This is a genomic window from Cytobacillus sp. FSL K6-0129, from assembly GCF_038007625.1.
Taxonomy (GTDB): domain Bacteria; phylum Bacillota; class Bacilli; order Bacillales; family Cytobacillaceae; genus Cytobacillus; species Cytobacillus kochii.
Genome location: NZ_JBBOXM010000001.1, coordinates 4668276 through 4690351, shown reverse-complemented (window position 1 = coordinate 4690351; position 22076 = coordinate 4668276). Strand labels below are relative to the sequence as shown.

24 protein-coding genes and 1 other annotated feature are annotated in these 22076 nt (G+C 36.7%); of the genes, 7 read left to right on the top strand and 17 right to left on the bottom strand.

Annotation, left to right across the window (positions count from 1 at the left end):
* Positions 1-124: 124 nt before the first annotated feature.
* The 3 genes from MHI57_RS23665 to MHI57_RS23655 form a co-directional block, all read right to left on the bottom strand.
* Entirely contained in the window at positions 125-736 is a 612-nt protein-coding gene (locus MHI57_RS23665; protein ID WP_095369857.1) for a TVP38/TMEM64 family protein, read from the bottom strand.
* Between the two features lie 45 nt (positions 737-781).
* Positions 782-1729, bottom strand: a complete 948-nt coding sequence (locus tag MHI57_RS23660) for an LCP family protein (protein ID WP_095369858.1) — start codon at positions 1727-1729, stop codon at positions 782-784.
* A gap of 288 nt (positions 1730-2017) precedes the next feature.
* The gene (locus MHI57_RS23655; RefSeq protein WP_340978408.1) at positions 2018-3991 is read right to left on the bottom strand and encodes a S9 family peptidase; all 1974 of its coding nucleotides are present in this window, start codon (positions 3989-3991) and stop codon (positions 2018-2020) included.
* Between the two features lie 213 nt (positions 3992-4204).
* Between MHI57_RS23655 and MHI57_RS23650 the strand changes: the two genes are divergently transcribed.
* Positions 4205-4582, top strand: a complete 378-nt coding sequence (locus tag MHI57_RS23650) for a hypothetical protein (RefSeq protein WP_095369860.1) — start codon at positions 4205-4207, stop codon at positions 4580-4582.
* 6 nt (positions 4583-4588) lie between these two features.
* Here the strand turns inward: MHI57_RS23650 and MHI57_RS23645 are convergent, their stop codons facing one another.
* The gene (locus tag MHI57_RS23645; RefSeq protein WP_095369861.1) at positions 4589-5149 is read right to left on the bottom strand and encodes a competence protein ComK; all 561 of its coding nucleotides are present in this window, start codon (positions 5147-5149) and stop codon (positions 4589-4591) included.
* Between the two features lie 217 nt (positions 5150-5366).
* On the opposite strand from MHI57_RS23645, the gene MHI57_RS23640 reads away from it, so the two are divergent.
* A complete protein-coding gene (locus MHI57_RS23640; RefSeq protein ID WP_095369862.1) occupies positions 5367-5603 on the top strand; it encodes an IDEAL domain-containing protein in 237 nt (78 codons plus the stop codon).
* Between the two features lie 153 nt (positions 5604-5756).
* Here the strand turns inward: MHI57_RS23640 and MHI57_RS23635 are convergent, their stop codons facing one another.
* The 3 genes from MHI57_RS23635 to MHI57_RS23625 all read right to left on the bottom strand — a co-directional run bounded on the left by MHI57_RS23635 (position 5757) and on the right by MHI57_RS23625 (position 8156).
* Positions 5757-7031: a M48 family metallopeptidase gene (locus tag MHI57_RS23635; protein ID WP_095369863.1), complete on the bottom strand. Its 1275-nt coding sequence runs from the start codon at positions 7029-7031 to the stop codon at positions 5757-5759.
* Positions 7032-7132: 101 nt separating this feature from the next.
* Positions 7133-7441, bottom strand: a complete 309-nt coding sequence (locus MHI57_RS23630) for an AzlD domain-containing protein (RefSeq protein WP_095369864.1) — start codon at positions 7439-7441, stop codon at positions 7133-7135.
* Positions 7431-8156 carry an AzlC family ABC transporter permease gene (locus tag MHI57_RS23625; RefSeq protein ID WP_095369865.1) on the bottom strand — a complete coding sequence of 242 codons (726 nt, stop codon included), beginning with the start codon at positions 8154-8156 and terminating at the stop codon, positions 7431-7433. The genes MHI57_RS23630 and MHI57_RS23625 overlap by 11 nt, the downstream gene beginning before the upstream one ends.
* Before the next feature lie 121 nt (positions 8157-8277).
* Here MHI57_RS23625 and MHI57_RS23620 point away from each other — a divergent pair, with 121 nt between their 5' ends.
* The 3 genes from MHI57_RS23620 to tyrS all read left to right on the top strand — a co-directional run bounded on the left by MHI57_RS23620 (position 8278) and on the right by tyrS (position 10922).
* On the top strand, positions 8278-8829 hold the full coding sequence (locus tag MHI57_RS23620; protein WP_095369866.1) for a helix-turn-helix domain-containing protein: 552 nt from the start codon (positions 8278-8280) through the stop codon (positions 8827-8829).
* Positions 8830-8938: 109 nt separating this feature from the next.
* A complete protein-coding gene (locus MHI57_RS23615) occupies positions 8939-9418 on the top strand; it encodes a MarR family winged helix-turn-helix transcriptional regulator (RefSeq protein WP_340978405.1) in 480 nt (159 codons plus the stop codon).
* A gap of 4 nt (positions 9419-9422) precedes the next feature.
* Positions 9423-9635: a binding site (T-box leader), on the top strand.
* Positions 9636-9674: 39 nt separating this feature from the next.
* Positions 9675-10922 (top strand): tyrosine--tRNA ligase, encoded by a 1248-nt coding sequence (tyrS, locus tag MHI57_RS23610; protein WP_322909669.1) that lies wholly within the window; start codon positions 9675-9677, stop codon positions 10920-10922.
* A 67-nt stretch (positions 10923-10989) separates the two neighbouring features.
* Here the strand turns inward: tyrS and MHI57_RS23605 are convergent, their stop codons facing one another.
* Together MHI57_RS23605 and MHI57_RS23600 are read right to left on the bottom strand one after the other, a co-directional pair.
* Positions 10990-12402, bottom strand: a complete 1413-nt coding sequence (locus tag MHI57_RS23605; protein WP_340978404.1) for a 4-hydroxyphenylacetate 3-hydroxylase family protein — start codon at positions 12400-12402, stop codon at positions 10990-10992.
* 2 nt (positions 12403-12404) lie between these two features.
* On the bottom strand, positions 12405-12860 hold the full coding sequence (locus MHI57_RS23600) for a cysteine dioxygenase (RefSeq protein WP_157733746.1): 456 nt from the start codon (positions 12858-12860) through the stop codon (positions 12405-12407).
* Positions 12861-13046: 186 nt separating this feature from the next.
* Between MHI57_RS23600 and MHI57_RS23595 the strand changes: the two genes are divergently transcribed.
* Positions 13047-13481, top strand: a complete 435-nt coding sequence (locus MHI57_RS23595) for an RrF2 family transcriptional regulator (RefSeq protein WP_307317969.1) — start codon at positions 13047-13049, stop codon at positions 13479-13481.
* A gap of 116 nt (positions 13482-13597) precedes the next feature.
* Here the strand turns inward: MHI57_RS23595 and MHI57_RS23590 are convergent, their stop codons facing one another.
* Genes MHI57_RS23590 through MHI57_RS23580 form a run of 3 tightly spaced genes read right to left on the bottom strand, consistent with a single transcriptional unit; the run spans position 13598 to position 16421 of the window.
* Positions 13598-14392, bottom strand: a complete 795-nt coding sequence (locus MHI57_RS23590; protein WP_095369872.1) for an ABC transporter ATP-binding protein — start codon at positions 14390-14392, stop codon at positions 13598-13600.
* Positions 14393-14413: 21 nt separating this feature from the next.
* Positions 14414-15367 carry an ABC transporter permease gene (locus tag MHI57_RS23585; RefSeq protein WP_095369873.1) on the bottom strand — a complete coding sequence of 318 codons (954 nt, stop codon included), beginning with the start codon at positions 15365-15367 and terminating at the stop codon, positions 14414-14416.
* A gap of 46 nt (positions 15368-15413) precedes the next feature.
* A complete protein-coding gene (locus tag MHI57_RS23580; RefSeq protein WP_095369874.1) occupies positions 15414-16421 on the bottom strand; it encodes an ABC transporter substrate-binding protein in 1008 nt (335 codons plus the stop codon).
* A gap of 1374 nt (positions 16422-17795) precedes the next feature.
* On the opposite strand from MHI57_RS23580, the gene MHI57_RS23575 reads away from it, so the two are divergent.
* Entirely contained in the window at positions 17796-18047 is a 252-nt protein-coding gene (locus MHI57_RS23575; RefSeq protein ID WP_340978402.1) for a hypothetical protein, read from the top strand.
* Between the two features lie 238 nt (positions 18048-18285).
* Here the strand turns inward: MHI57_RS23575 and isdG are convergent, their stop codons facing one another.
* The 5 genes from isdG to srtB are packed head-to-tail and all read right to left on the bottom strand — an operon-like array spanning position 18286 to position 22075.
* A complete protein-coding gene (gene isdG / locus MHI57_RS23570) occupies positions 18286-18621 on the bottom strand; it encodes a heme oxygenase (RefSeq protein ID WP_095369877.1) in 336 nt (111 codons plus the stop codon).
* A gap of 13 nt (positions 18622-18634) precedes the next feature.
* Complete coding sequence (locus MHI57_RS23565) at positions 18635-19399, bottom strand: ABC transporter ATP-binding protein (protein ID WP_095369878.1); 765 nt, start codon at positions 19397-19399, stop codon at positions 18635-18637.
* Entirely contained in the window at positions 19396-20361 is a 966-nt protein-coding gene (locus MHI57_RS23560) for a FecCD family ABC transporter permease (RefSeq protein ID WP_322909144.1), read from the bottom strand. Before MHI57_RS23560 ends, MHI57_RS23565 begins: the two co-directional genes overlap by 4 nt.
* A gap of 37 nt (positions 20362-20398) precedes the next feature.
* Positions 20399-21328 (bottom strand): ABC transporter substrate-binding protein, encoded by a 930-nt coding sequence (locus tag MHI57_RS23555; protein ID WP_095369880.1) that lies wholly within the window; start codon positions 21326-21328, stop codon positions 20399-20401.
* A gap of 6 nt (positions 21329-21334) precedes the next feature.
* Complete coding sequence (gene srtB, locus MHI57_RS23550; protein WP_233435273.1) at positions 21335-22075, bottom strand: class B sortase; 741 nt, start codon at positions 22073-22075, stop codon at positions 21335-21337.
* Position 22076 lies beyond the last annotated feature (1 nt).

Sequence of the window (22076 nt, the reverse complement as noted above, 5' to 3'; positions counted from 1 at the left end):
CAGGGAATTCTGCTTGGTGCTTAACATTGTTGCAGGATAGATGCATGTGCTCTATTCTTTTTCTGTTCTTATTCAAAAATTCAAAAAGCCCAGCAAACGTCTGCCGGGCTTTCCTCTAAACTATCTATTTTTTCGTTTTTTCTACACTTGTATTTAATTTAATTTCTATTCTTTTACCTACATACCAAAGAATAGCAATGATGAGGATGACGATGGCCGTTCTCGTCGGTTTTGTAATCAGTGAGGCAATATCATGCCCGACAAAACTCATTGTAAAAATCATCACCATTTTTCCTGCTATGACTGCCAATGCGTATTGGGCAATACTTATTCTCGATAAGCCAGCCACAATATTTACAATAGCAGATGGTGTAAAAGGGAAGCATAGTAATAAAAATAACGGTGCAAAACCATGCTTTTCAACCCATGCCATTAATTTTTTTACTTTATCATGGTTTTTAATTACACTTAAGAATCGCGCTTGGCCATATTTTCTAATGATAAAAAAAACGAGCAAAGCTCCTGCAACTGAGCCAATCCAAGAATAAAAAAATCCGCCCCATAATCCGAACGCATTCGCATTAGCCATCACGAATAAAAAAAGCGGGAGAAAAGGTAAAAATGCCTCTATTAAAGGTAGTAGAATTCCTGGAAGAGGGCCAAATGAACGATATTCTTCAATTAGAGCTAATATATTTTCTAGTGTAAGCCACTGTCTGATACTCTCTAAATCCATCCATACTCTCCTTCTCTCGCTCGAAAAAACATAGATATTCTTCTTTTAGTTAGTTAAAAATTGCTGTAACTCTTGTTTGTTTGCTTCTAAATCAACCTGTAAAACAGCCATTCCACTGATTCTAACATTTTGGTAAGTGCCATCTGCTGGAATTCTTAATGACTCTACTTGCGGGCTTCCATTCATTAAAACATCTTTTCCCATATATAAGATGTCACTTGTTTTCATATTGGTATTGACGTAAGGTGTAACAACTCCTACTAGTTTAGGTAGTTTAGCTATCGTATTTAAACTAGTAAATTGATTCATTACTGCTTTAATCGCGTTTTGTTGTCTTTCAACTCGACCGAAATCGCCAACCGCGTCATTTCTGAATCTGACATATCCTAATAGGTGTTCGCCATCCAATTTCTGTAATCCAGGTTTTAATGTTACACCGATTTTCTGAGACATCTCTTTCTCCACATTGATTTCTACACCGTTTGGAAAAGCCACATCAATGACCTTTTCAAACCCCTCAAAATCAAGAATTGCATAATATTGCGAGTCGATGTTAAAGTTCTCTTTAATCGTTTGCCTTAATAATTCTGGACCTCCATAAGCAAGTGCAGCATTAATACGATTTTGACCATGTCCTGGAATATCGACATACATATCGCGCATAAAAGAAATCATTTTATAAGTGCCTGAATCAGGTTGATAATGTGCAACCATAATTGTATCTGCACGTGCATTTTCTTCTCCTCTTGAGTCACTACCTAAGAGTAAAATATTCGTTCCACCGTATTGATCTTTTTCACCATTAAATTCGTATACTTGCTCTGGTACACTTGAATCATTATCTGCTTTAGAAGTTTGTAGACCTTGTTTAAATTGGTAGTAAGAATATCCTACTACTGCAACAACAACAAGCAAGAATATGATAAATAAATTTCTTATTATTTTGCCAAATTTCCGCTTTTTCTTCTTTCCTTGATGTCTTTCAGATCTCATTTTAGATGTATCCTTTCATCCTATTATTCTTTTCTTTCTTTTTGTAAATTATATCAGATTATCCCGATACTGTTACTTTTGGAATAAACAGAACAGTAACTCTTTTAAAAGATATACTAGAATTATACACGTTACAGCCTTTTTTCTAAATCATTTCTTTATTATCTTTACATCTTTTTAAAGATATTTCCGTCCCTTTATATATGACTGATACAGCATGAAAAAAGTTTCACTTACGAAATATTACCAAATACCCCGAAAGTGATCACACTACCGGGGTAAGCATCTTTAAATATATTGATTAAACCAATTTTTTATATAATGAAGTCTCTTCATTCTTAAGTTTGGGTGACCACTTCTAGAGAGTTCATGATTAGCTTGTGGAAAACGAATAAACTTCGCTTGTTTGTTATGGTGTTTTAATGCAATGTAAAATTGCTCTGCTTGTTCAATCGGGCATCTTAAATCATTTTCACTATGTAAAATTAATAGTGGGGTGTCTACTTGTTCCACAAATGCTAATGGTGAATGTTTCCATAATTTTTCTATATCATTTAACTGGCCTTTTATTTGCCAGTCAGTGAAATAATAGCCGATATCACTTACTCCATAAAAGCTAATCCAGTTAGATATGGAGCGCTGGGTAACAGCTGCCTTAAAACGATTTGTATGTCCGACAATCCAATTTGTCATAAATCCACCGTAGCTACCGCCTGTTACCCCTAACCTCTCACGATCAATTTCCTCATCATATTCGAGAACATAATCGACAGCAGTCATGATATCTTCATAATCTTTGCCACCATAATCTCCTCTAACAGCATCTACAAAAGCTTGTCCATATCCATGACTGCCCCGTGGATTTGTATATAACACCGCATAGCCCTCTGCGGCTAACACTTGAAACTCATGGACATATGTATTGGCATACATCGTGTGTGGACCACCATGAATCTCTACAATAAGAGGATACTTCTCTCTTGTCTCGTGATTTATCGGCTTTATTAACCAACCTTGTAATTCCCAGCCATCTATCGATTGATATTGAAGGACCTCTGCATCAGCAACAGCCGTCTCCTCAAAGAACGCTTGATTAATATTTGTCAGTCTTGTTTTTTCCCCACTAGTCACGTTCAACAAGTATAAATCTCCTGGATTAGTAGGTGTGCTAATCGCTACTATCGCTTTATCTATCGTGCCCCCTGTAGAAACACCATAAATATGATGCCTTTCTTCTAATAATGCGGGATACATCGCTCCTTCAACTGTGCCAAAATACAGTACTGTATTGCCATGGTCAGATGCTAGAAAATAGAAGCTCGAGCTATCCTCAGCCCATAAAATCTGTGAAGCATTTGCAGACTGATGGAAGTCAGCAACAACATAATCACCGACTTGTACATCCCATTCTTCTGTTAAACAAGTCAATTCTCCTGAGAATACATCTAATGTCCATATCTTGGACAAAGAAGCATTCTTATAAGTCGACTTCGACCCAATTAGCCCTAAACATTTGCCATCAGGGGACCATGATACATGAGAGAAGCTGGCAACTCCTTTTGTCATATTCTCCATCTGCTTACTTTCAACATCTAATATGTAAACATCATTATTGAAGGAATGATCTTTATCTGTTGCCAAATCGGCTAATAATGCGATGGATTGATTGTCCGGAGACCAGCATTGGAGATAATAATCCTGCTCTCCTGTTGTAAGCCATTCACGCTCTCCTGAAGCAATATCAATTACGCCAATATGTTGATAATCACCAGACCATAAACCTTTGGCGTCAGACTTATATTTCATCCTTTCTATTTCAACCGGCTCTGGTTTATCCTTGTTTTTTTCTGGAAGGTTCTCTTTCTCTACAGTTGATTGAAAAGCGATTCTTTTACCATCCGGTGACCATATAGGGTTGGTCGCACCATTCGGTTCATTTGTCAGCTGTTTTGCTTCGCCTCCATTCATTGATAACATAAATATTTGATTCACCTCATTATTACGATTAGAAACAAATGCGATTTGTGACCCATCTGGTGACCATCTTGGTGCCAAGTTTCTCCCTTTTCCGTATGTTAATTGTTGCGTTTCTGCAGGTTGATTGGTATTTATGTAAAACAAATGAGAGCTATATGTATTTTCTTCTTCACACATGGTCGTTTCTATATAAATACAATCATAGCCATTCTTACTTAATTGTGGATCAGTTACCGACTTCAGTTGATATTGATCCTCCGGCTTGATTCGTTTTTTTGCATTCATCCTCTTCACTCCTCTATAGGTTCTTCTCACTTTTATTCGTGACGTAAGGAATATTCCCCTTTATTTACCCACTTTTATTGTGAGTAATTCATACCTCTCTTTCAAGCTAAAAATCAAATAACAAAAAATGGATACAGTTGCATGAATATTTTAATGAGAGTAGTATATAATAAGAACAAATGTTCTATAACAAAAAAAGGAGAAGTATTTACGATGACAAGAATTCCTGAGCGAGACCGGAATATTATGGAACAAGCGATTTATTTGCCAATGGTGCTTACGATACTTAATAGGGATTTAAAAGTGATTGATGCAAGTCCGTTTAAGTTGAAGCAACCTTATGTGAATTTAGTTGATGAAACAATGAGGGTAATTCAGAAGGAATTAAGAAGCGTGAAGCACTATATGAATAAAGAAAAGTTGAGTGTACAAGAAATTAAGCGCGATGAAGCATTTACAATGTTCATGTTTCTTTATAAAGGATATGAAGAGCAGCATAATTATTTTAACCCTCGTATACGAAATAAAGTCCATGAATTACTGGAGTTTTATTTATTCAAACGTTATACTTCATCGCAAATTAGCCAATAATATCCATCATAATCTGCGAAGGAAGTTAATGTTTTCTGAAACTTTCTCAGCTTTTTTCCTTTTTAGAAAGTAAAGCGATTTTCGTTCCGTTTCTTCAATTCTGCTCGATAACGTATCTTTTAACAGAACGGTTCTTAGAATTTGATTTTGAAATATGTTATGTGAAACAGGGATAATATGCGTACGCCTATTTCTAAAAGTTACTTCTGTTTGTCCTCCCTCATGCGGACGATAATGGAGCACATGCTCATTAGATATCCATATACAGTTGGGGTTTGTAGCAGAAGCTGTGGGAAAAAAATAAATGAGATTAGTGGGATCAATCGTAATAGGTGCTTTATGTGTAATACCTGTCAGTTGTCTTGTCCCCTCTTTTCTACCTTCATAGCTAGCACCAAAAAAGCGACAACTTTTCTTAATAATTTCAAGCGGTTTAAAAGGCGAAACCGCTTCACCTTCGATTTCATAAATATGAGAATAAATCTTACTACCATATTCAATAGGCAAAATCATCATTGTTTCTGTATTAATTTCATACTCTTCAATCATCGTTTCCTTCTCAGCCATAAAACGGTACACCCCTTTACTTTTTTTGAAAAATAAACTAAATATTTTTAAAATTAGCTCTATTTTACCAGAAAGAGAAGATGATAACCAGTCTTTTTTCCTATTTAATTGACAATTTATTTGAAAATAATATATTTAATTTTTTAAAAATTCAAAAATAAGTTGAATAAATACAATTCTTTACATATACTAATAAAAAGCCATTGGGGTGATTTTTATGAAAGAAAAATCATACGCCGAATTAATGAAAGCAAGCGCCATGAAACGCAAAAGAAAGAAAGAAGCATTTGTTTTAGACTTATATGTCGACATGGTCATTAGCGACGCTATCCTAAACAGAAAACTGCAAGCTGTAAAAGTGAAATTAGATAAAGCATTAGACTGCAAAAATAAAAAAATGTTCATTACACTATCAAATGAATATATTCAACTGCAAAAAGAATATGGCTCGTAACCTATTATCCTCCACCACCAATGGGGGATTTTTTATTTTTGAATTATACTGGGAATCAAGGTAAGGAAGGGAAAAAATTAAAAAAACAAAATATACACACCCCCCGTTGCAAATGCAAAAGGCTGTGTGCACAAAATGGTACCTCTTTTTTATCTATTCATCGTCTCGATGTTTTATTTGATATTCTTCTAAGTCAATGATTCGATCCAACATTGTCGGATGTCCATAGCGAAATACCTTCACAAGTAATGGTGGATTCACTTGACTAAGACCAGCTTTGGTAAGCTCTTGAAAAGTTTCGATCCCCGCTTCTGGATCTTTTGTTAATTCAACTGCATAATGATCCGCTCTTGTTTCTTGATAGCGTGAAACTAAATTGGACAACGGACTAGAAATGAACAGAAGCATGGAAATAATTATAAGAAATAATGGTAATGAACGGATATCATTTACTGCTGGAATCTTCAATGCATCTCCATACTTCGTTACCGCCCATTCCATTATGCGATAAGTTAAATACAATCCAACTAAAGATAATAATAAATATCCGCCTATGCCAATATATATATGCTTCTCAACATAGTGCGCCATTTCATGTGCCATAATAAATAAAATACCGTCATCATCTAATCTATTTAATGTTGTATCCCAGAGAACAATCCGGGAATTTGATCCAATACCAGTAACATAAGCGTTCAAAGCATTCGTTTTCTCCGCCATATCAACTTCAAACACATGGTCAGCTGGGATGTTTGCTTCATGAGCAAGCGCCAATATTTTACTCTCTAATTCCTTATTCTTTAAAGGAGAGAAATCATTATATAACGGATCAATGACCACTGGTTGAAGGAACATTAAAAACAATGAAAAAGGAACGGTTAACATCCAAGCATATAGCCACCACCGCTTCCTGCTTTTATTAATAAGCAGATACAATACATAAACGATAAGCACCATCATGCCAAAGTTCACCCAAAAGTCTATAAGTTCATCTTTCATCCAGCTAGCAAAGCTTTGCGTAGAAATATTGTACTGCTTTGAAAAATGATAACTGATATAACTGAGTGGTGTCGTAGCGATAAAAGCGAATAGTGACAACCAAGCAACATAAATAGACGTTTGCACAAATTTGAATTTAGAAGATTGCTCAGCCCATTTTTTAAATGCACCAGATAACCCCAATAAAAGAATTGATAAGTAAAACATCCATTCAAAAGGTGTAGACAAGAAAAATAGTAAATTACGTATTTTTGAATATTCCTCAGTTAATACAAGTTCTCTACCATTTAAAAAAGTGGCAGGATCAGCAACTGTACCTTGATACTCGAATGGTAAATCTGTATTTGCAAAATGGAATAAATACCAATAAAAGAATAAACCATATAAAAAGTAGCCAAGAATGCCATAAAGACCAATTTTTCTTGCCAATTTGTTCCCTCCTTTAATCTCAATGAAAAAAGTACAACCCTTCATACTTAGTTTAGTATACTTTTCCATATTTAGAACTGCAAAAAAGAGGAAAGAAATAACTAACTGATGAATAAGGAGTAACCTGACAAAACAATAATAGCACTAAGGACAACAAAGACTACATTCGCGCCAATATAAGCAACAATAAACGCAATCGCTGCACCAAGTAAGCCGTACCAGATGCTTTCTCCAATAAGCAAAACCCCAGGAAAAATAAGAGCACCGAGAGTCGCATAAGGAACATTTTTCAGAACAGATTGCACAAATATAGGCAGTTCCTTTCCTTTAAAAAGTAAAAATGGCGCAACCCTTGGAAGATATGTAACAAGACCCATGCCAATAATTAACCAAAGTACTTCATTGCTCATTTTGCCGATCCTCCCTCTTCATTCCTTCTATAACCTCAACAAGAACGGAAGAAATTAAAGTTGCTATAACAATTGACCATCCTGTTGAAAGTGCACCGGTAAAGGTAAAAATAGTGTTTAATCCGGCAGCAATAGCAGCAAGGTAAACAACTTTAGCACTGCCTTTCATCGAAGGGACAAGTAGACCAATAAACATTGCATATAGCGCAACTGTCATGCTTTCTTGTAACACTTGTGGCAAGTTTGCACCAACGACGAACCCAAGAGCAGTAAAGGTAACCCAGCTCATATACCCAATGATATTCACACCTAAAATAAAACCAGTTTTTTGCACGCCATCTTTTGTAGCAATAACTGAAAAAGATTCATCTGTAATGCCGAATGAATAGAGTGCCTTTTTCATTAGTCTGTCATCTTCGGCTTTTTCATTAAGCGCTGTACTCATCAGAAAATGGCGAATATTAACAATAAAAGTTGTAAAAATAATTTCGAAAGTACTCGTCCCTAAACTAATTAAGCTAAGTGCCATATATTGTGATGCACCTGCAAAAACAATCATACTCATAAGTACAGTCTCTATAAAAGATAAACCTGTTGTCTTTGCTAATAAGCCAAACGTAAGTGCAACGGGGGCATAACCAATCGCAATACTTACACCAGCCTGCACCCCTTTTCGAAATGGTACTTCTCTTGTTTGTAACAATAGCTCCGCCAAGATTTCTCCCTACCCTTCATCCCAAAAAATAGTATAATATTGAATAAATAAACTGATTAGTTATTTGTACAATATATTATACATTCGTACGTTATAATAAACAATCATTTTCGGAGGAATTATGGATAATATTCAAAAAAATATCGGTGTTAACTTAAAAAATCTACGTAAAGCACGAGGTTTAAGTCTAGATACTACAGCAAACTTAACTAATGTAAGTAAAGCGATGCTTGGGCAAATAGAACGTGGTGAATCCAACCCAACAGTGACAACATTATGGAAGATTGCCACAGGATTACAAGTTTCCTTCTCATCTTTAATTAAGGAACAGCAGTCTCCTATTCATGTGGTTAATCGCCATGATATAAGCCCCATTATGGAGTATAGTGGGAAATATCGCGTATATCCGGTCTTCCCATTTGACCCAAGGAAAAAGTTTGAAATTTTTACTGTCGAGATTGAGACAGGTTATGAACATCTATCAGAAAAACATAATGAAGGTGTTGAAGAGTATGTAACGGTGATTACTGGTACACTACAACTTGAAATTAATGAACAACAATACACCATTCAACCAGGTAATTCCATCCGTTTCTCCGCCAACAAAGCTCATACGTATCGCAATATTGGGGAAGATATGATTATTTATCAAACAGTTTTGTATTACCCTTAAGTTTAAGGGTTGCAATTCTGTTTCTTTTTTTGTAGAATCATTTCATAGCTAATGATTCTGAAAATAAAAGAGGGGTGATCCTATTCACCAATTAGACGAAGATGGCTATTTGCATCCTGAAGAGTCAACGGTCATTCAAAAGATAAGTAAAAAAACAACGATAGAGCCAAATGCAATAGCCCTAGTCACTAGCCTATATCGCATTGGCCAAGGCATTAAAAATAAGCTAGAGCAAGAAGTGTTAGCCAAGCATAAAATCTCTTGGACTTCCTTTTCGATTCTTTATGATTTATGGATATATGGAAAAATGGAAACAAAAGAGCTTGCCCTTTCTGCAGGTGTATCAAAAGCAACAATCAGTAATATTATGCGTACATTAGAGAATAAGTCATTTTGCAGAAGGGAAACCGACCCAAGAGATCGCCGAAACACTTTTGTTGTGATTACACCTAAGGGTAGAGACGTCATTGAAGAGCTTTATCCCGAATTTCATGAGGGAGAAATCTCCATTGTTAAAGGGTTAAAAACGGACGATCAAAAGCAATTAGCTGCAACCCTTTACCGGCTCATTAAAGACAATAAATTTTAATAAAGAAAAAGTGATGATAGAAGTCTTAGTAGCAACCTCCTCCCTATCACAGAGAGCCGACAAATGACTGAGAGTCGGTATAAAGGATGAAGCGAATTACAACTTCTTGAACTTTCATTGCTACTTGCAATGAACGGCTACGTTCGTTAAATGTTGAGGTGGAGAAGTATTATACTTCTCAATTAGGGTGGTAACGCGTGAAATCCACGTCCCTTTTATCAGGGATGTGGATTTTTATTATTTTTTAAGGATGTGAATAATTGTGAAAGAAAAATTATCAGAACAGCAATTAAAAGAGTTACAGAGACAATTAAAGTTATACAAACAAGGTGTGCAAGAAATAATACCCACTGAAGAATTAGAAGAAAAGTTAGCAAAATCTATTTTATTAAATAAACCTTTAAAGATAAAACTTGGCTTAGACCCTTCAGCTCCTGACGTTCATTTAGGTCATACGGTTGTTTTAAAGAAGTTAAAGCAATTCCAAGATAATGGTCATACGATTCAATTATTAATTGGGGATTTTACTGGTAAGATTGGTGATCCAACAGGTAAGTCCATCGCTAGAAAGCCGTTAACCGATGAAGAAGTGAAGCATAACGCCCAAACTTATTTTGAGCAATTTGGTAAAGTACTCGATATGGAAAAAGTTGAATTACATTATAATTCAACATGGCTCTCTCAACTTAAGTTTGATGATGTCATTCAATTAGCAGGTAAAATTACCATTGCCCGTTTAATGGAACGTGATGACTTTGAAGAAAGAATTGCCTTCGGGAAGCCGATTTCTTTACACGAATTCTTCTACCCAGTCATGCAAGGATACGATTCTGTTGTGCTTGAATGTGATATTGAGTTAGGGGGCACCGATCAGCACTTTAATGTCCTTATGGGTAGGCACTTTCAAGAGAAATTTGGAAAAACTAAGCAAATTGCACTGCTGATGCCACTACTTGAAGGATTAGATGGCGTTGAGAAAATGTCAAAATCGAAGAATAATTATATCGGTATTAATGAACCAGCAAACGAAATGTACGGGAAAGCGATGTCCATTCCGGATGAACTCATGGTGAAGTACTTTACACTTATTACTCCACTTACACCTGAAGAAATAACTGAGATAGAAGAAGGGCTAGTTAAGCGAACCCTCCATCCACGTGATGTAAAGATGCAATTAGCAAAGCTAATTGTACAAATGTACCATGATGAAGAGGCAGCTGAAAAAGCAGAACAACAATTTATTACGATTTTCCAAAAAGGAGAAGTACCTGAAGAACTGCCGACAATGACATGGACTGGCCCAACTTCTATCACCTTTGTGCAATTGTTAGTAGATACAGGCTTACTGCCTTCAAAATCCGAGGCTAAAAGAATGATTGCTGGTGGCGCAATTAAAATAGATGGTAAAAAAATCATCACTGATATGGAAACGACTACGATTAGCCATAATATGATTGTTTCAGTAGGTAAAAGAAAATTCATGAAATTATTGTTAAAGAATTAGGTTGTGAGGTAATTTAAAAATAGTCACCTTTTATCAGGTGGCTATTTCAATGTTTAGGCTTCTTCTACTAACAGTTTTTCCAAAAGGGAGCTAGCTGTCTCGTCCACTCTTTTTTATCATATTTCCGCCACATATCTGCTGTTTGCAGCATCGGATCCCCAGAATAAAAGCGCTCGTATAATTTATGACGAGAACCAAAAGGTGAACCTATTAAATCCCAAGCTAATTTAAATAGCTTCGTCCTTTCTTCTGCAGTAGCATTCTTCCCTTTATAATACTGTTGTGTCAACTGACTGATTTGACCTGATAGATCGGCCATGGACGAAGGTAATTGTATCAAGCCGCCAGCACCTATTAATTGAATGATTTCAACTGCATTGGGATAATATTTCGTCCCCAGTACTCTCGCTGTTTGAATATAATTAAAATCTGGAATATAAATGTCTTTCTCCAACTTTCCATTTTGTTCAGCGGCAATGATTAACCCTTCAATTGTGCGAATTTGGATAATAAGTTCCCCTAGCTTTTCTTGTACATGTAAATAGCCATCTGCTCCAATCACATGTGCCATGGCATTTGCTACTGCTGCCATAAAAGATAACTTCGTTTGCAAGCGCACAATGGCTTGATGATACGCTAAGCTATTAGAAATAGAATCAACTTTTAACTGAGCTAAAGCAATAGGGTTATCATGCAGTAAAACTCTCTCCCACGGAACAAAGACATCATCGAAAATCAGGACCGCATCCATTTCATCGTATTGTGCACTAAGGGAATGTTCAACTTGCGACGCTTCTGCAAAAGACTCACGACAAACCATATGCAAGCCCTTAGCATTTGCGGGCACAATCAGCATATGCGCTAAATCTTTCTTCGCCTCATCTAAAGGTGCTAAGGGATAAACAATAATATCATGGGCATAAGGTGCGGAAGTGCCAATCATCTTAGCCCCATTAATATATACGCCTTCGTTTGTCTTTTTTGTTATTCTCAATAAACCTAACTTTTTCGTATTATAATACTCATTAGCACTCCGGTTGATTTGCGGATCTCTTTGAACAATGGCAATGAAACGATTTTCTCTTTTGGCTATATGATAATAAGCCTCTATTTTTCCTGGGAAATGCGGATCTAATTCACGATACGCTTCTCTATTTGCATACCAGCCTGCCACTCGCGAACGGGCATAATCGGAAAGTCGACTCATCATGCCGTTCGTATCTTTCGCCCATGCCTCAAAAGCCGTGCGCCTTTCCTGTAATTCAGTGATATTTCTTGGCAAATAAAAAGCCTTATGCACCCATTGCTGTAAATCATCATCAAAATAACCGATTAATGGCTGTAACTTTGGGTTCGTTAATTGCGAAAACAAGGATTCAATCGTCGTCAACGTACCTCTAAAATTTGTATCTTCGGTAATATCAATTCTTTTACCGTTCAACCACACATTTCTGCCATCCTTTAAGCTTTCAATAAACAAGCTTATTCTCTCCCTTCAGCAGGATAAGTCTGATTATGTGCTAATGGCGGTGAATACACATGAAAACTAATGACCTCAAATGGTGTGGGATTAAACATGAGATGAATGGTATCCCCTTGTACATGAAAAGACTCATCTGCCTTATATGACTCAATTTTATTAACCGATAAATCTTTATGATAAATGAGATTAAGTAAGCTTCCCTGAACAACATAAACTTCTCCTTTTGAAAAACCATGATCGTGGACAAGCGTTTTAGCAAATGGCGGAAGATAAACAACAATGACCTCAACCTGCTGATTGCGATAAATGACGTTTCTCCCATACTCTAACATCCCTTGCGGTTGTGTAATATAAGGCTCCAACTCTTTTGAACAAATATTTAATGAACGAATCGCCTTATCTAAAGGCACTTCTTTTTCTTGTAAAACTTGGCGAACTTTTTCTTGAAATGTCACGGTGTAAATCGCTCCTTTACATGCAATTCTATGAATAGTTGATCGACTTTCTCAACTTTCTAAAATACAATATGACAAGCTTGTACTTTCGTGATTAGAATGCAAGAAAATGAGTAGAAGCCTAGGTTATAATTCTCTGAAAGCACTAATACCCTTTTATAAGATGTTTAACAGGAGGCCGAACTTTTGAAAATATCGAGTAAAGGTGAATATGCGCTGCGTTCATTAATTGTTCTCGGGAATAATGAAGGAACTGTTATAACCATCAAAGACATTTCAGCTCAAACATTAGTACCTGTTCAATATTTGGAACAAATTCTACTTCTTTTAAAAAGCCATGGTTATGTAAAAAGTAAACGAGGTGTCTACGGGGGCTATATGTTAAAGAAAGAAAGTCATGAGATTAATATAGGAGAGGTCATTCGTCAACTAGAAGGTCCACTTGCACCGATGAGTTGTGTCAGTATCACCGCTTATGAATATTGTCCATTAGAAGATCAAGGGTGTGTGCTTCAGCCACTATGGGCACTATTGCGTGAAGAAATTGCCTTTATCTTAGATCAAGTTTCATTACAAGATTTGATCAACCGCAACATTCCTTCACCAAGACAAAATCATTAAATAGAAATCACCCTGCTATCGTATTTATAAACAATCTATTGATAGAACAAAAATCAAGTCCCCACCACAAAAAAAAGAGTCCACTAACGGACTCTTTCTCACACTAAAATCTTCATTTATGCAAGTATTGCACGGTCACTGTTCATTTTTTCTCCACGAATTTGTTGAAATTCATTTAATAATTTTTCAACCGTAAGCTGCGATTTTTGCTTCTCATCCGCAGAAAAAATAATCTGGCCTTTATCCATCATAATTAACCGATTTCCTAGATCGATCGCTTGCTGCATATTATGAGTTACCATTAATGTCGTTAATTGGTATTTAGCAACAATTTCTTTCGTTAAATTCGTAATCAATTCTGCCCGGGATGGATCTAAAGCGGCCGTATGCTCATCCAATAAAAGGATTTTAGGTTCTGTGAAGGTTGCCATCAAAAGAGACAATGCCTGCCTCTCACCACCTGATAATAAACCTACTTTTGCTTGCAGTCTGTTTTCCAAACCTAAATGAAGCATCTCTAATTTTTCTTGAAAAAACAATTTTCTTTTCTTCGAAACGCCTATATGCAAGCCGCGTGATCTCGTTCTTGTGTAGGCAATGGCTAAGTTCTCTTCGATCGTCATTGCAGGTGCAGTCCCTGCCATTGGGTCTTGGAATACGCGCCCTATTAGACGTGCCCGTTTATTTTCCTTTACATTCGATACATTTTTTCTATCAATAATTATTTGACCGACATCCGGTATTAACTTCCCTGAGATAATGTTCATTAAAGTAGATTTTCCTGCCCCATTACTACCAATGACCGTCATAAAATCGCCTTGATGAAGATCGAGATTCATCTGTGTTAGTGCAATCTTCTCATCTGGTGTGCCTTCATTGAAGATTTTATGAATCTGATTTAATTCAAGCATGTCGTCACCCCTCTCTTCTACTTATTCCATTCCTGCTTGAAGCATTCGTTTTTTCTTTCGTTGTCTCTCTTTTTGCTTCTCAAGAATCTTCGGTAGTACAAGCGCGAAGACGACAATCAATGCCGTAATTAATTTCATATCTCCCGTTTCTAAGAACTCCACGCGTAGCGCTAATGTAACAATAATACGATACAGAATCGCCCCACCGATAACAGCTAATGTTGCTCGAACAATTGTTTTTGCACCAAAAATCGCTTCGCCGATAATAACAGAAGCAAGCCCAATAACAATCATGCCTATACCCATGCCGACATCACTGAAACCATTGTATTGTGCCACTAAGCCACCTGATAAAGCTACCAAACCGTTAGATAGCCCTAGACCTAATATTTTTAATGTATCTGTATTCGCTGAAAAGCTACGAATCATCGTTTCATTATTACCTGTTGCTCGAATGGCCAGACCAATATCAGTTTTCAAGAACCAATCAATAATTACTTTGACAAAAAGAGCCAATATCAGCATGAGAATTAAGATTGCCCATGTTTTTGGCACAAAGCCAATGAAAGCTAAGGCGTTATCTAAACCTAATCCTTGCCAAAAATCAGTTAGTTTTGTAATGACGGTTTCCTCTGATAATAGTGGGATATTCGACTTACCCATAATGCGTAGATTAATAGAGTACAAAGCAATCATCATGATAATCCCTGATAATAAAGGATTGATCTTTCCTTTTGTGTGAAGTAATCCTGTCACGCTGCCAGCTAGGAAACCGGCAACGAAAGCTAAAATTGTTGCTAAGAATGGATTCGTTCCTCCTACAATTAAAACGGCAGCAACTGCTCCACCAGTGACAAAACTACCATCAACAGTTAAATCAGGAAAATCTAATACTCTAAAAGATAAATATACCCCTAACGCCATTAATGCATAAATTGCACCTGCTTCAATGGAGCCAAATATTGCTGAAGGCATTATGCTCTCTCCCTTTCATCTGTCGTGCTGATTAAGATACCTGTCATTATTCAATAAATTCCGCAGATTCTTCCCATTCAGGATTTAGTTCAACACCCATTGCTTCAGCCGCTTCCTTATTTATAACAAGCTTTAGATTTTGTGGATATTGTACATCCATTTCGCCTGCTTCTTTCTCACCTTTTAATATTTCTGCTGCCATCACACCTGCTTCATAACCGATATCATTATAATCAAACCCGTATGCAGCAAATCCGCCACGAGCGACAGAATCTAATTCACCAACAAAAAGTGGAATTTTCTTATCTGTTGCCACTTGAACGACTGACTCTAGAGCTGTTACTACTGTATTATCTGTAATGATATAAAGGACATCTGCTTTACCGACTAATGATTCTGTAGCTTGTTTTACTTCAGCTGATGTTGAAACAGTTGCTTCAGCTAATTTCAATCCTGTTCCTTCTATAACTTCTTTCACTGTCTCAATTTGCGATACAGAGTTGGCTTCACCCGAATTATACACAACGCCAATTGTTTCAATATCAAAATATTTGTTTATGAATTCTACTGTATTCGGTATGGCATCTGGGTGATTATCTAATGTGCCTGTAATATTTCCGCCAGGTGCTTCCATAGAATCAACAAGTCCGCCACCAACAGCATCTGTTACAGAAGTAAACACAATCGGAATATCCTTTGTAGCATTTAATGCACCTAGTGCACTTGGTGTAGAGTTAGCAAAGATTAAATCCACCTGATCACTTACAAAGTTGTTCGCAATCGATTGATTATTATTTTGATCTCCTTGTGCAACTTGTGTATCAAATTCTACTTCTAATCCCTCATCCTTCAATGCTTGTTGAAAGCCAACAGATGCTGCATCTAAACTTGGATGTTCAGCGATTTGCGTGATACCGACTTGATAGCTTTTCTCACCGCTTTCTCCACTTGCCTCATTCGTTGTTTCTTCAGAGTTTCCGCATCCTGCCAATATTAATGCACTTAATAATCCAGCTGTCGATAATGTTTTCCACCTATTTTTCTTTTTCACTATTCATTCATCCCCTTTACTTTATCGCTTTTATGCTTTGGTGCTTTGGTTCATTAAATTATATACATATAATACTAAGGAGACAAGAACTTTTTATTATTTTCCAAAAATTTATGTTATCTGACACTAAAAAATAGAATGAATTCCATGAAATTGGAACTACAATTAATATATAATTAATTATTATAAATTTTCAATTAATTTAATGTATATTACTACCACTATTGAATAAAAATGATCAGCTAATGGATACCCTTTTCCCAACATACAATTCTACATCGTTTGCATTGAATCCTGCCGTGCGTTCGCTTTTAAGCGAAGTTGTACTTTTTCTGTAGTAATCTTCTACAGTTAATAACTGCTTGGAATAATCTACGTAGGAATCTTGTTGGATAGTAGCTTGTCCTATATAAGACGCCGTAACAGTTGTATATTAATTCATGGCATAATCCAATATCCCTACTTTTAAATCTAAGCTATGGTATGGTACACCCCTCTGTCAATTGCTTAAGGCACACCTGGGGTTTCGCTATGTGGTAACCTTCTTGTACACTCGTTGTATCCAATGAAATGATGCCTCGATACGTGCCTTTATACATCCACTTGCCAACCACTTTTATTGTTACTCCCCCCTCCCCCATCAGCAACGAGCTCCCTACAAAAACTTTTGAATAGTTACCTTGAGCAAAAGAACCTCATTTTCAGTAGTCTTATATTTTTTCTCTCTTCAAACCAATTCCAACAAGTATTGTTATTAGCAGAAGCACTTTTATTAGGATATAAAACGAGAAAACCCCTTATGAAAGCGCATTCATTTTAACATGTCGCAAATTGACTAACAGCTTGCGTGCAGTCATGCAACATCACCATTAACGGAACTTAATCACTCCCTTCATAAGATGATGGCACATATAAGGTAAGTTCTCCTGCCGTATGATCCACTAATACTATAACCAGCTGCTAGTACTGATTCTTTTGGTACAGGGTCAAATACCTTACATACTCATAATAAACTAATTGCCAATAAATTGCATAATTTTTTTACGTTTTTTTCTCCTTAAATCTACTCACTCTATTTTAATTTCTAGAAACTACGAAAGAGTTACAAAGAAATGTCGTTGGCTGTAACGAAATACGAATTTGGTCGTCTAATGAAAAAAGTATTATTAGGGGGGATTTATTTGAAGTGGTTTTTGGAAGTCTAGTTTTTATCATTTTGGTTCTAACAAGTATTCTTGTTTTTTTAGAAACTCTACTCCACCAGTACCTATCATTACAGTAGGTAAAGATAAAATACCTTCTAATCAAGGTTCTTATTGTTGGCATAGTCTCAATAGTGAGATATGTGTAGATGTTGTCTACTCATCACAAATAGAAATGGCCAAAGTCCATAAGCCAACAATCGTTTCCCCTAATGAAGATATTTACATTGAATTTAAATGTAAACCCACCTATCATACTTTCACCATTGAACAATGGACAGATGATGAAATGATAACCTCAAAAGATATGACAAAAGAGACAATAACCTCACCATCAAAAGCAGGGATCTATTATTATCACCTTATTGCTCATTGGAAGGAAGGAACGGTCACTTACGCTTTTACCATCCAGGTCGTAGACAAGTAAGAAGAAAGAGGAGCTCAAATAATGTACAGATTACCATTCATATTTATTATAATGCCCCAGAACACTAAGTTATTTTATGAAGAAACACGTATTTCTAAGTCAGGTTGACCCCCTTTAAACGCTTATTGTCTATACTCAGTGAATGAAAATTTAACTCTCTTGATTATTTCAACATTCAAAAAAAAGACACCCCCAAATAGGATGTCTTTACAATCTTTTTGTAAGGAACTAAGTACATTTACCCGACAGAGCTTTCTGTCTCTATCCTTGGCTTGCGACGTAACTTTACTTGATAATAAGTCGTTTTGTTTTTAATAATAAATTCAGGGATTCCGCCTCTATGGGCATGGGCATCTTTAAATTCTCGACTTTTCATCCATCCTTTAAAGCCTGTTGGATCTTCCCATCTTGTAACAATAGTTATTTCTTCATACTCTTTCGTATTTTCCGTTAACATAACTTCTAAACCAACGAAGCCCGGCATCGTTTCTACCTTACCTTCTCGATTAAATCTCTCAACAAACATATCAGCATTTCCTGGTTGAAGGTGAACAGTATTTGTTACAATATACATCTCAGGTTCCCCCTTAAAATTGATTTGGTTTAATTAATGGCACTTTACCATCAAATATTACATCAGCATCAAGTTTATATACTTTTTTAAGTAATTCTGCATTTAGGATTTCCTTGGGGAGACCGGTTGCGACAATTTCCCCTCCTTGCAGAACTACCATTGAATCACAATACATCGCTGCATATTGGAGCTCATGAAGTACCATGACAATGGTCATTTTAAACTGTTGATTCAGTTCTTTTAGCAATGACATCAGTTCAATTTGGTGTCCGATATCCAAGTAAGTCGTCGGTTCATCCAAGAGCAAAATATTCGTTTTTTGAGCAAGTGCCATCGCAATGCGGACACGTTGCTGTTCTCCTCCCGATAATGTTTGCACAAGACGATCGCTCATATGAGTAATACCAGTTACCTTCATTGCCCAATCAATGATTTCATTGTCTTCTACGTTCTCACTTTTCATCATTTTTTGATAAGGTGTTCTTCCATACGCAACCATTTGTCGCACTGAGAACCCCGGCATCCCCTCCTTTAGCTGAACGAGCATAGCTAACTCTTTCGCTAAATTCTTTCTTGTATAGTTATTGATACTCTCATGATTTATAAGAATATCTCCTCGGTTAGCGGATATAAGTTTCGCTACCAATTTTAATAGTGTCGATTTACCCGATCCGTTCGGTCCGACAATCCCTGTAATTTGCCCTGTTGGAAATGTCAGATGGATATCTTTTAATTGAAAATTCCCTTGCTTATACGCGACTTGCTGCAAATCTATCATGCAGAAACCCTCCTCTTCCTTAATAAATAAAGAAAGAATGGTGCACCTATGCAAGCGAGCAATATCCCAACAGGTAACTCAATTGGGTCAAACAATGTTCTTGCTACAGTATCGGCAAAAGCTACTAAACTAGCTCCACCTAGGATTGAAAATGGTAAAAGATAGCGATAATCTTCACCAATAATTAATCGAATCATATGAGGTACGACTAGACCAACAAAACCAATTAACCCTCCAACACTGACCGCGGTTCCTGCTAAAAAAGAGGCCAGTAATATCATTTGCAATCTTGCCCACTCTACATTTTGACCAAGTAGTTTTATTGTTTCGTCACCCAAAAGCATAAGATTCGCTTTCTTAATAGCAAAAAAAGAAAGCAGTAGACCAATAACTGCATATGGCAACATGAATTCAAGATGATACCAACTGCGCCCATTTAAGCCACCAGATAACCACGAGAGAACAGCTTGCACTCGGTCACTATATATGACCATAACACCATTCATTAACGCACCTAAAAGGGCATTCATTGCTACACCTGCCAGAATAATTTTCACTGGAGAAGCGCCTTTTTCCCATGCTAGTAAATAGATGAGTATCGTTGTTAGAAATGCGCCAATAAATGCACCTGCCGGCAATAAATAGCTGTAAGCAGGAAAAACGAGCATCGTTATGACAGCAAGTAAACCGCCACCAGCAGAAACACCAATAATCCCCGGGTCTGCCAATGGATTTTTCATCACACCTTGCAACAAAGCCCCCGAGGCAGCAAGACATGCGCCCACTAGTAAAGCAACTAGTACCCTTGGTAAACGTAAATCGAATATAATCGTCTGATACATTTCCACCCCATTTCCTTGAAAAGCTTGGAGGATTTCAACTAACGGTATGGAAATAGCTCCGAAGGAAATACCTGCATAGATAGATAGTAGTGTAAGGACAATTAGGACCACGAAAGTCAACACGACTTTCCTATTTTTTACTACATTCAATGATGGTTCACTTCACTTTCAACTTCTCTGAGAGAAAACTGACTGCTTCCACAACCCTTGTGCCAGGATTTGTACCAAATAGGTCAGCAGGTAACACTTCAATTCTGCCGTTTTTCACAGCTTCAATAGAGTTCCAAGCTGCATTTTGTTGCATTTCTTTTATAAACCCATCCCTCACCTCTTCGGGATTCCCGTGGGTCATTAACATGACAAAGTCAGGATTTGCTTCAATAATTCTCTCCGTATTGATTTGCGCATATTGTGGGAAACTCTCTAACGCTTGATAATCTGCAGCAATATTCTCACCGCCTGCATATGTTAGGATATCCCCACTTAAGGAATTCGGTAGAGCGGCCATATATGTTCCTGGCGCACCATAAACAAGTAAAACGCGAACTGCAGTCGATGGTTGTTCTACCTCTTTTAACGTCGTTTCTAGATCTGACCTTACACTCTTCGCCTCTTCTTCTTTATCTAACATCGATCCATAAAGTGAAATTTGATTCATTATGTCTTCAATTGAATTAGCTTCTGTTAAAATTACTTCTGCTCCTAATGATTCCAATGAAGGTACATCTTTTTCATTCAACGTTCGATTGGCTAATATTACGTCAGGTTTCAGTAATGCTATTCTTTCTAAATTAACTTCATGTGTGGAGCCAATTTGTTGTTCTCCCTCGGCTTCTTTAATCCACGTATCGGCATTCGGTCTGCCAACTACCTTCTCTCCCAATGAATAAATAATATCGACATCACCATTGCTTAATGCGGCTATTTTAGTCGGCTCCTCAACAAAACCGATTTCCCTACCAGCAAAATCTTCTATTGTATATGACGATTCTACTGAAGAGGAGACCGCATGTTCTGTATCTTGTACACCACAGCCTACTAAACTAATGGATGTGCCAAGCAAAAAAGCGCCTAACCATTTTCTCATCACTTTTTATCCCCTTTCTACTAACTTCGCATGGACAACTAGCCTTCCTTCTGTTCGATCTAAAGAGTAATCACAAGTTGAAAGGGTGACAATTCTATCATTTCCTGTTATTTGCACATCTGTCTCATGTACAGACTTTTCCTTTAGCGAATGAATAAAGTCGCCATATTCTTTGTCAGATGAAAAATCTGTATCAATATAATAAAAATCAGTCTTCGTTTGATAAACAGAGAAAACTTCCAAATCATAGCCTTGATAAAGCGTATCGTAATAGATGACTTGGTGCTTATTAAAGAAAGATGAATCCAAATACTTCTTCAAACCAGCGAACATTGTACCATCCTTCATTCGATGTCCATATATGACCGTATTAAGATCCTCCTCATCGCTGATATTATTGCGATAATCCATGAAGATACTTCCAGCTCTAGTTTCTTCTCGCAAGTAATTTCTTGTTAAATAGTAGTCATTATCCCGTGTCTGTAATATCGGATAATCAATCGCTGTATCGTCAACCGTAATCCAGCCTATAATATCTTCATTTAATTCTTTTAATGGTTCAAACTGCGCTCTTAATCCCGTTGTTTGCGTATTTGGCTCATGTTCATCTGCCCGATAAATCTCTTGCACATTATTCATGTTTTGCCTGTTCTCATAATAGTCATAAAAAATGAGAAAAAGTTGTGAACCAGCATAGAGGAAAACACCAATAGCCAAAAGGTTAACTAATGTTTTGAGCATTTTCATT

What these genes read in the sequence shown, in the direction of transcription:
- MHI57_RS23665 (WP_095369857.1), bottom strand. Translation starts at nt 736, where the DNA reads ATGGATTTAGAGAGTATCAGACAGTGGCTTACACTAGAAAATATATTA.
- MHI57_RS23660 (WP_095369858.1), bottom strand. Translation starts at nt 1,729, where the DNA reads ATGAGATCTGAAAGACATCAAGGAAAGAAGAAAAAGCGGAAATTTGGC.
- MHI57_RS23655 (WP_340978408.1), bottom strand. Translation starts at nt 3,991, where the DNA reads ATGAATGCAAAAAAACGAATCAAGCCGGAGGATCAATATCAACTGAAG.
- MHI57_RS23650 (WP_095369860.1), top strand. Translation starts at nt 4,205, where the DNA reads ATGACAAGAATTCCTGAGCGAGACCGGAATATTATGGAACAAGCGATT.
- MHI57_RS23645 (WP_095369861.1), bottom strand. Translation starts at nt 5,149, where the DNA reads ATGGCTGAGAAGGAAACGATGATTGAAGAGTATGAAATTAATACAGAA.
- MHI57_RS23640 (WP_095369862.1), top strand. Translation starts at nt 5,367, where the DNA reads ATGAAAGAAAAATCATACGCCGAATTAATGAAAGCAAGCGCCATGAAA.
- MHI57_RS23630 (WP_095369864.1), bottom strand. Translation starts at nt 7,441, where the DNA reads ATGAGCAATGAAGTACTTTGGTTAATTATTGGCATGGGTCTTGTTACA.
- MHI57_RS23620 (WP_095369866.1), top strand. Translation starts at nt 8,278, where the DNA reads ATGGATAATATTCAAAAAAATATCGGTGTTAACTTAAAAAATCTACGT.
- MHI57_RS23590 (WP_095369872.1), bottom strand. Translation starts at nt 14,392, where the DNA reads ATGCTTGAATTAAATCAGATTCATAAAATCTTCAATGAAGGCACACCA.
- MHI57_RS23585 (WP_095369873.1), bottom strand. Translation starts at nt 15,367, where the DNA reads ATGCCTTCAGCAATATTTGGCTCCATTGAAGCAGGTGCAATTTATGCA.
- MHI57_RS23575 (WP_340978402.1), top strand. Translation starts at nt 17,796, where the DNA reads ATGGCCAAAGTCCATAAGCCAACAATCGTTTCCCCTAATGAAGATATT.
- isdG (WP_095369877.1), bottom strand. Translation starts at nt 18,621, where the DNA reads ATGTATATTGTAACAAATACTGTTCACCTTCAACCAGGAAATGCTGAT.
- MHI57_RS23565 (WP_095369878.1), bottom strand. Translation starts at nt 19,399, where the DNA reads ATGATAGATTTGCAGCAAGTCGCGTATAAGCAAGGGAATTTTCAATTA.
- MHI57_RS23555 (WP_095369880.1), bottom strand. Translation starts at nt 21,328, where the DNA reads ATGAGAAAATGGTTAGGCGCTTTTTTGCTTGGCACATCCATTAGTTTA.
- srtB (WP_233435273.1), bottom strand. Translation starts at nt 22,075, where the DNA reads ATGAAAATGCTCAAAACATTAGTTAACCTTTTGGCTATTGGTGTTTTC.